The sequence below is a fragment of the Plastoroseomonas hellenica genome (assembly GCF_018129085.1).
Classification (GTDB): Bacteria; Pseudomonadota; Alphaproteobacteria; order Acetobacterales; family Acetobacteraceae; genus Plastoroseomonas; species Plastoroseomonas hellenica.
Genome location: NZ_JAAGBB010000104.1, coordinates 1 through 8758, shown reverse-complemented (window position 1 = coordinate 8758; position 8758 = coordinate 1). Strand labels below are relative to the sequence as shown.

Annotated in this window: 6 protein-coding genes and 1 pseudogene; all 7 read left to right on the top strand. The window is 70.9% G+C overall.

What is annotated here, in order from left to right:
• Nucleotides 1-400: pseudogene (locus tag GXW71_RS33825) on the top strand (CmpA/NrtA family ABC transporter substrate-binding protein); the annotation flags it as partial.
• Between the two features lie 349 nt (nucleotides 401-749).
• Nucleotides 750-1961 (top strand): nitrate/nitrite transporter, encoded by a 1212-nt coding sequence (locus GXW71_RS33820; protein ID WP_367617422.1) that lies wholly within the window; start codon nucleotides 750-752, stop codon nucleotides 1959-1961.
• An 11-nt stretch (nucleotides 1962-1972) separates the two neighbouring features.
• The gene (gene nirB / locus GXW71_RS33815; protein ID WP_211858371.1) at nucleotides 1973-4444 is read left to right on the top strand and encodes a nitrite reductase large subunit NirB; all 2472 of its coding nucleotides are present in this window, start codon (nucleotides 1973-1975) and stop codon (nucleotides 4442-4444) included.
• A 5-nt stretch (nucleotides 4445-4449) separates the two neighbouring features.
• A complete protein-coding gene (nirD, locus tag GXW71_RS33810; protein ID WP_211858370.1) occupies nucleotides 4450-4788 on the top strand; it encodes a nitrite reductase small subunit NirD in 339 nt (112 codons plus the stop codon).
• A 28-nt stretch (nucleotides 4789-4816) separates the two neighbouring features.
• Entirely contained in the window at nucleotides 4817-5662 is an 846-nt protein-coding gene (locus tag GXW71_RS33805) for a formate/nitrite transporter family protein (RefSeq protein WP_211858369.1), read from the top strand.
• Nucleotides 5663-5672: 10 nt separating this feature from the next.
• Nucleotides 5673-8450: a nitrate reductase gene (locus GXW71_RS33800; RefSeq protein WP_211858368.1), complete on the top strand. Its 2778-nt coding sequence runs from the start codon at nucleotides 5673-5675 to the stop codon at nucleotides 8448-8450.
• On the top strand, nucleotides 8434-8758 hold a 325-nt coding region (locus GXW71_RS33795; protein ID WP_281417471.1), incomplete at its 3' end, for a precorrin-2 dehydrogenase/sirohydrochlorin ferrochelatase family protein. The genes GXW71_RS33800 and GXW71_RS33795, both read left to right, overlap by 17 nt.

The following is an 8758-nucleotide window of genomic DNA, read 5'->3' as shown; positions in this document are numbered from 1 at the left end:
CGGCGCGGCGGCGCTGGCCGCGCTGCTCGCGGAGCCGGACTGGGTCGGCGTGCCGGCCGGGCTGCTGGCCGCCTCGCTGCCCGGCGGCTCCGGCCAGGACGCTGACCGGACCGTCTTCGCGGCGCATGCCGCCGCCTTTCCCTGGCGGTCGCATGCCCGGTGGTTCGCGGCGCAGATGGCGCGCTGGCGCTCCCTGCCGGACGACGCCGCGGAACGTGCCGCGCGCGCTTATCGCCCAGACCTCTACGCCGAAGCGGCGCGGGCGATCGGCCTGCCGGTGCCGGACCGGGCCGAGAAGATGGAGGGCGGCCATGACGCGCCCTGGCTGCTGCCGGCGCAGCCGCGGCCCCTGCCGATGCTGCCGGACGGCTTCTGCGATGGCACGCGCTTCGAGGGGTAAGAGGACGCCTTACGGCAAGGCATCTGATCAATATGCAGGCAGTTAGATTCTGATCGGCTAAAGAGCCTATATTTTAGGCTATTGTGATGCGCGATTGGGCGGTCTGGAACTGAGGGTTTCGCGAAACCCAGCTATTTTGCGGCGCAACATCCTGGCATGCCGCTTGCCTTGGGATCTGCGCGCCTCTGGTGATGGCTGTCGGCCATCGCGGAGCGCAGCGGGCGATCCTCAAGGGCGGGGAACGCTTGTCGGCGGGTCAGGCGGTCAGGCCGGGCCTCGGAGCGGCGTTGCGAGTCAAGGGCGGCTCGCGGGCGGGTGCCATCCCAGGGTGGCCCGCGGAGCATCACGCGTGAAGAAGGGCTTTTTGCAGGCTGGGCATCTGCCCACGCTGATCGCTGCCTTCCTCTATTTCGACCTGTCCTTCATGGCCTGGGTGATCCTCGGGCCGATGGCTGTGCAGATCGCGGCCGATCTCGGCCTCAGCCCGGCCGAGAAGGGCCTCATGGTGGCGACGCCGGTCCTCGCCGGCGCCGCCTTCCGCGTGGTGAACGGGGTGCTGGTGGACCGCATCGGCGCGCGCCGCACCGGGCTCATCAGCCAGGTGATCGTCATCGCCGGCCTGCTCGCCGCCTGGTGGCTCGGCGTGCACAGCTTCCTCGACACGCTGCTGGTCGGGCTCGTGCTCGGCATCGCCGGCGCCGCCTTCGCCGTCGCCCTGCCGCTCGCCTCCTCCTGGTATCCGCCCGAGCATCAGGGCACGGCGCTCGGAATCGCGGGCGCGGGCAATTCCGGCACCGTCTTTGCCGCGCTCTTCGCCCCGGGCCTCGCCGCCGCCTTCGGCTGGTCGAACGTCTTTGGCCTGGTCGCGATCCCGCTCTGCGCGGCGCTGCTGATCTTCATGCTGTTCGCCAAGGATAGCCCGAACCGCCCGCGGCCGAAGCGGCTGCCGGAATACCTGGCGGTGCTCAGGAGCCGCGACGCCTGGCTCTTCATGTTCTTCTACGCCGTCACCTTCGGCGGCTTCGTCGGCCTCGCCTCCTCCCTGACCATTTACTTCAACGACCAGTACGGCCTCGCGCCTGTCATCGCCGGCTATTTCACCGCGGCCTGCGTCTTCGTCGGTTCGATGGTGCGCCCGATCGGCGGGATGGTGGCGGATCGGATTGGCGGCGTGCGCTCCCTCACCGCGATGTATGCGGTGGCCGCCGTGGCGCTCGTCGTGGTCGGCCTCGGTCTGCCGCAGAGCTGGATGGCGCTCTGCATCTTCGCCTTCGCCATGCTCGCCTTCGGCATGGGCAACGGCGCGGTGTTCCAGCTCGTGCCGCAGCGCTTCCGGAGTGAGATCGGCGTGATGACCGGGCTGGTCGGGATGACCGGTGGGCTCGGTGGTTTCTGGCTCGCCTCCAGCCTCGGCCTCTCGAAGCAGCTCAGCGGCGGCTACACGGCCGGCTTTCTGGTCTTCGCCGCCCTCGCGGTGGCGGCGCTGCTCAGCCTGACCAGCGTGAAGCACCGCTGGCGCGCGACCTGGGGCGACGCCGCCGCCGGCGCCGCGCGGATCTGAAAGGGCACCCCATGAACGTGATCTCCCCCACGCGCCGGCACCTCGTCGTCATCGGCAACGGCATGGCCGGGATGCGGACGGTGGAAGAGCTGCTGAAGCGCGCTCCGCTCACCTACGACATCACCGTCTTCGGCGCCGAGCCGCATCCGAACTACGACCGCATCGCCCTGTCCTCGGTCCTGGCGGGCGAGAAATCGCTCGATCAGATCGTGATCAACAGCCGGGAATGGTACGCGGAGAACGGCATCCGGCTGATCGCCGGCGACCCGGCGGTGGCGATCGACCGCGTGGCACGGACCGTCACCTCCGCCTCCGGCCTGGTCGTCGCCTATGACCGGCTGCTGATCGCCACCGGTTCGAAGCCCCTGGCACCGCCGATCCCGGGGCTCGGCATGCCCGGCACCTGCGCCTTCCGCGACATCGCCGATGTCGAGACCATGCTCGCCGCCGCGCGCGAAGGCGGCAAGCGTGCCGTCGTGATCGGCGGCGGGCTCTTGGGGCTTGAGGCGGCCTGGGGCCTGAAGCGCCAAGGCATGTCGGTGGCACTCGTGCACCTGATGCCGACCTTGATGGAACGTCAGCTCGATGCCACCGCGGGCACGCTGCTGCAGCGCGACCTCGACCGCCGCGGCATCGCCTTCTTCACCAATGGCCAGACCGAGGAGATCACCGGCGACGGCCAGGCGACCGGTGTGCGCCTCGCGGATGGGCGGGAGATCCCGGCCGATCTCGTCGTCATCGCCATCGGCATCCGCCCGAACATCGACCTCGCCCGCGCGGCGGGGCTCGAGGTGAATCGCGGCATCGTGGTCGACGACGCGATGCGGACCGATGACCACGCCATCTTCTCGATCGGCGAATGCGTCGAGCACCGCGGCAATACCTTCGGCCTGGTGGCGCCCATCTGGGAGCAGGCGAAGGCCGCGGCGGCACGGCTCGCGGGCGATGACGAGGCGCGCTTCGTGCCGCCGCCGATCTCGACGCGCCTGAAGATCACCGGCATCGACGTCTTCTCGGCCGGCGCGCTCGCCGCCGCCGATCCTGATGATGAGGAGATCACCTTCCAGGACGCCGCGCGCGGGGTCTACCGCAAGCTCGTGCTGCGCGACGGCAAGGTGGCCGGCGTCGTGATGTATGGCGATGTCGCTGATGGCGGCTGGTATTTCCAACTGCTGCGCGAGGCGACCGAAGTCGCGCCGATGCGCGACACCCTGATCCTCGGCCGTGCGGTCGTGACCGCGTCCCTCGGCGCGGCGGCGCCCGACCCGACGGCGGCGATCGCGGCGCTGCCGGACAGCGCCGAGATCTGCGGCTGCAACGGCGTCTGCAAGGGCACGATTACGAACGCGATCGCGGCGCTGAAGCTCACCACCCTGGACGCGGTGCGCACGCACACCAAGGCCTCCGCCTCCTGCGGCTCCTGCACGGGACAGGTGGAGGGGCTGCTGGCGCTCTCGCTCGGCGAGGGCTACGCGAAGCCCGCGGGCGAGAAGCCGATGTGCAAATGCACATCGCATGGGCACGACCATGTCCGGCGCGAGATCCTGGCGCAGTCCCTCAAGACCATTCCCGAGGTGATGCACCGGCTGGACTGGACGCGGCCCGAGGGCTGCGCCTCCTGCCGGCCGGCGCTGAACTACTACCTGCTCTGCGCCTGGCCCGGCGAATACGAGGACGACGCGCAGTCGCGCTTCGTCAATGAGCGGATGCACGCCAACATCCAGAAGGACGGCACCTATTCGGTGGTGCCGCGCATGTGGGGCGGGCTGACCAATCCGCGCGAGCTCCGCGCCATCGCCGATGTGGTGGACAAGTACCAGATTCCCGAGGTGAAGGTGACGGGCGGGCAGCGCATCGACCTCTTCGGCGTGAAGCGGGAGCAGTTGCCGGAAGTCTGGCGGGACCTCAACGCCGCCGGGATGGTCTCCGGCCATGCCTACGGTAAGGCGCTGCGCACGGTGAAGACCTGCGTCGGCTCCACTTGGTGCCGCTTCGGCACCCAGGACAGCACCGGCATGGGCGTGAAGCTCGAGCAGATGACCTGGGGGTCCTGGCACCCGCACAAGGTGAAGCTCGCGGTCTCCGGCTGCCCCCGCAATTGCGCGGAAGCGACGATCAAGGATTTCGGCGTCGTCGCGGTGGACAGCGGCTGGGAGCTGCATGTCGGCGGCAATGGCGGCATCCACGTCCGGGTCACCGACCTGCTCTGCAAGGTGACGACGGAGGAGGAGGTGCTCGAATATTGCGGCGCCTTCCTGCAGCTCTACCGGGAAGAGGCGCGCTACCTCGAACGCACCGCGCCCTGGGTGGAGCGTGTCGGCCTCGCGCATATTCAGGCGAAGGTGGTCGACGACGCGGAGAACCGCCGCGCCCTGCATGCGCGCTTCCTCTACGCGCAGCAATTCGCGCAGGTGGATCCTTGGGCGGAGCGTGCCGCCGGCACCGATGCGCAGGCCTTCACCACCCTCGTGCCGGCGGAATGAGCAGCATGGACGGAAGCATTTCGCAGGGCACCGCCTGGGTCGGCGTCTGCGCGCTGGAAGAGATCCCGCGCCAGGGCTCGCGCGTCGTCGCCACCGCAAGCCATGGCGAGGTCGCCGTCTTCCGCGCGCTGGACGACGCCGTCTTCGCGCTGGAGGACCGTTGCCCGCACAAGGGCGGTAGGCTCAGCCAGGGGATCGTGCATGGCCATGCCGTGACCTGCCCGCTCCACAACTGGGTGATCGACCTCGAGAGCGGCGAGGCCGCGGCGCCGGATGTGGGCTGCGCCAAGCGCATCCCCGTCCGGGTCGAGGGCGGGCGCGTGCTGATGGCGTTGCGCGGCTGAAGCAACCAAGAAATCAGGAGAGAAAGCCTTGTCCTACGTCACCCCCGCCGATTTCACGCGCAAGATGATCGATGCCGGCGAGGCGAAGGTCTTCATGTCGACCCGCGACACGCTGATCCGCGCCTATATGGCAGGCGCCATCCTGGCGCTCGCCGCCGCCTTCGCCGTCACCGTCACCGTGCAGACCGGGCAGCCGCTGGTCGGCGCGATCCTGTTTCCCGTGGGCTTCTGCCTGCTCTACCTCATGGGCTTCGACCTGCTGACCGGCGTCTTCACCCTGGTGCCGCTCGCGCTCTTCGACCGGCGCCCGGGTGTCACGGTGGGCGGCATGCTGCGCAACTGGACCCTGGTCTTCTTCGGCAATTTCGCGGGCGCGGCGACGGTCGCGCTGATGATGGCGGTCATCTTCACCTTCGGCTTCAGCGAGGCGCCGAACGATGTCGGCCGCCGCCTCGGCAGCATCGGGGAAGGGCGCACCCTCGGCTATGCCGCCCATGGCGCGGCGGGGATGCTGACCCTCTTCATCCGCGGCGTGCTCTGCAATTGGATGGTCTCGACCGGCGTGGTCGCGGCGATGATGTCCAACTCCGTCTCGGGCAAGGTCATCGCGATGTGGATGCCCATCATGGTGTTCTTCTACATGGGCTTCGAGCATTCCATCGTGAACATGTTCCTCTTCCCCGCGGGCCTCATGCTCGGCGGCGAGTTCACCTTCATGGACTACCTGCTGTGGAACGAGCTGCCGACGGTGATCGGCAACCTGGTCGGCGGGCTGACCTTCGTCGGCCTGACGCTCTATGCGACCCATGCCCGCACCGCGCCGCGGCGCGAACCGGCGACGCGCAGGCTGAACGCCGGCGTCGCGGCCGAGTGAAGCGATCCCGATGACGGATGCCGTCCGTACCACCTGCCCCTATTGCGGCGTCGGCTGCGGCGTCCTGGCGCGGCCGGACGGCAGCCTTGTCAGTGTAGCGGCCGATTCAGACCTCCGGGCCAATTGGCCCTCCGGTCATCGGGCGCTTGTCAGTGGAGCGACCGATTCAGACCTTCGGGCCATTCGGCCCTCCGGTCATCGGACGCTCACGGGCGATCCCGCACATCCCGCGAATCACGGCCGGCTCTGCTCCAAGGGCTCGGCCCTGGCCGAGACGCTGGACGACGGCGAACGCCTCCTGCACCCCATGGTGGACGGGCAGGGCGCGAGCTGGGACGAGGCCCTCGACCTGGTGGCCGCGCGCTTCCGGGAGACGATCGCGGCGCATGGGCCGGACGCCGTCGCCCTCTACGTCTCCGGCCAATGCCTGACCGAGGACTACTATGTCGCTAACAAGCTGATGAAGGGCTTCATCGGCACCGCGAATATCGACACCAACTCGCGGCTCTGCATGGCCTCCTCGGTCGCCGGCCATGTCCGCGCCTTCGGCGAGGATGTGGTGCCGGGCGTCTATGAGGATCTGGAGGAAGCTGACCTCGTGGTGCTGGTCGGCAGCAACCTCGCCTGGTGCCATCCGGTGCTGCATGGGCGCATCGCGGCGGCGCGCACCGCGCGCGGCACGCGGGTGGTGGTGGTGGACCCGCGCGCGACCGCGACCGCTGACGGCGCGGACCTCCATCTCGCCATCGCGCCAGGCGGCGATGTCGCGCTGTTCGCGGGGCTGCTCGTGCATCTCGACACGGCAGGCGCGGTGGATCGCGGCTGGCTGGTGGCCCACGCCGCCGGCTTCGACGCGGCGCTGGCGGCGGCGCGGGAGACTGCGCCCGACCTCGCGCGCATCGCCGCCGTCACCGGCCTCGCTGCCGAGGACATCGCGCGCTTCTACGCCTGGTTCGCGGCGACGCCGCGTACCGTCACGATCTACAGCCAGGGCGTGAACCAGTCCTCCGCCGGGACGGACAAGGTGAACGCGATCATCAACTGCCATCTCGCCACCGGGCGCATCGGCCTGCCCGGCGCCGGGCCTTTCTCGGTGACCGGCCAGCCCAACGCCATGGGCGGGCGCGAGGTGGGCGGGCTCGCCAACCAGCTCGCCGCGCATATGCGCTTCGACCAGCCGGAGGATCTCGACCGTGTCAGGCGCTTCTGGGGGGCGCCCAACCTCGCCGAGCGGCCCGGGCTGAAGGCGGTGGACCTCTTCGCGGCGCTGCGCGACGGGCGCGTGAAGGCGCTTTGGATCATCGCGACCAACCCCGCCGACAGCATGCCCCGCGCGGGCCTGGTGCGGGAGGCGCTGGCCGCCTGTCCCTTCGTCGTGGTCTCCGATTGCTGGCCGACCGACACCACGGAACGGGCGCATGTCGTGCTGCCCGCCGCCGGCTGGGGCGAGAAGGACGGCACCGTCACCAATTCCGACCGCCGCATCTCCCGCCAGCGCGCCTTCCGCGCGCCGCCCGGCGAGGCGCGGCCGGACTGGTGGATGCTGGCCGAGGTCGCGCGGCGCATGGGCTTTTCCGAGGCCTTCGCCTGGACTTCGCCGGCGGCGGTCTTCCGCGAGCATGCCGCGCTTTCGGGCTTCGAGAATGACGGTGCGCGGATCTTCGATATCGGCGCGCTCGCGACCCTGACCGACGCCGCATACGAGGCGCTGGAGCCAGTGCGCTGGCCGCTGCCCGCGGGCGGGAGTGGGGAGGGCGGACGCCTTTTCGCCCGCGGCGGCTTCCCGACGCCGGATGGCCGCGCCCGGCTGGTGCCGCTGCGCTGGCGCCCGCCGGCAGCGCGGCCCGATGCCGAATTCCCGCTGCTGCTGAACACCGGGCGCCTCCGCGACCAATGGCACACCATGACGCGGACCGGGCTTTCGCCGCGGCTGATGGCGCATGAGAGCGCGCCTTTCGTGGCACTCGCGCCCGGCGATGCCGCGCGCATCGGTGCCGCGGATGGCGGGCTGCTGCGGCTGACGAGCGCTGAAGGCGCGGCGCTGCTGCGCGTCGCGATCAGCCGCGCGCAGCGCCCGGGCGAGGTCTTCGTGCCGATGCACTGGACCGATGCCTTCTCGGCCTCGGGGCCGGTCGGCCGCCTGGTCGGCGCCGCCACGGACCCGGTCTCCGGCCAGCCGGAGCTGAAGGCGACCCCGGTCCGGGCGGAACCGGTCCCCGTCCGCTGGCGCGGCCTGCTGCTGCATCGCCGCGCCGTCCGGCCCGAGGGTGTCCACTGGTCGCGCGTCCCCGCCGGCGCGGGCCATGCGCTGGCGCTGGATGGGACGGAGCCGCTGCCGGCGGCGCTCGGCGAATTCGCCGCCCGGCTGCTCGATCTGCCGAGGACCGCGGACTGGATCGAACTGGCCGATCCGTCGCGCGGCGCCTGGCGCTTCGCCGCCATGCAGGATGGGCGGCTGGAAGCCTGCCTGTTCCTGGCCGCCGGCCCGGATGGCGCCGCCCGCCTGCCGCAGGGCGCGGCGCTCGCCGCGCTGCTCGGGGGGGCGGTCGCGGATGCGGCGCGCGGCGCCTTGCTGGCCGGCCGCTCTGCCCCGGGCGGCGGCGTGGCGGAACGCGCCATCTGCGCCTGCTTTGGCGTCGGCGTCACGACGCTGCGTGCCGCCATCCTCGACCGGCGGCTGATGACCACCGACGCGATCGGGGCCGCGCTCGGCGCCGGCACCAATTGCGGCTCCTGCCTGCCCGAGATCAGGGAGATCCTGCGTGACACCCATGCCGATGCCGCCTGAATCGCCGGCGCCCGTTTCGGTCTTCCTGGATCTCGCTGATGTCGCCGTGCTGGTCGTGGGCGGCGGCGACGCGGCTGCGACCCAGGTGCGGCGGCTGCTGCCGAGCGGGGCGGCGCTCCGCGTCGTGGGCCCGGCGCCGGGCGCCGCGCTGGAGGCGCTGGCCGCGCAAGGCGCCCTGACCCTGTTGCGCCGGGACTTCGCCGAGGCCGACCTCGATGACGTGCAGCTCTGCTGCGTGGCCCTGGAGGGCGCAGCCGAGGCCGCCGCGGTGGCCGCCGCCGCCAAGGCGTGCGGGGTGCTCGTGCAGG

Bases quoted from the DNA above. Each gene is read 5' to 3' on its own strand.
- nirD (WP_211858370.1), top strand. From the start codon at position 4,450: ATGGACGGAAGCATTTCGCAGGGCACCGCCTGGGTCGGCGTCTGCGCG.
- nirB (WP_211858371.1), top strand. From the start codon at position 1,973: ATGAACGTGATCTCCCCCACGCGCCGGCACCTCGTCGTCATCGGCAAC.
- GXW71_RS33800 (WP_211858368.1), top strand. From the start codon at position 5,673: ATGACGGATGCCGTCCGTACCACCTGCCCCTATTGCGGCGTCGGCTGC.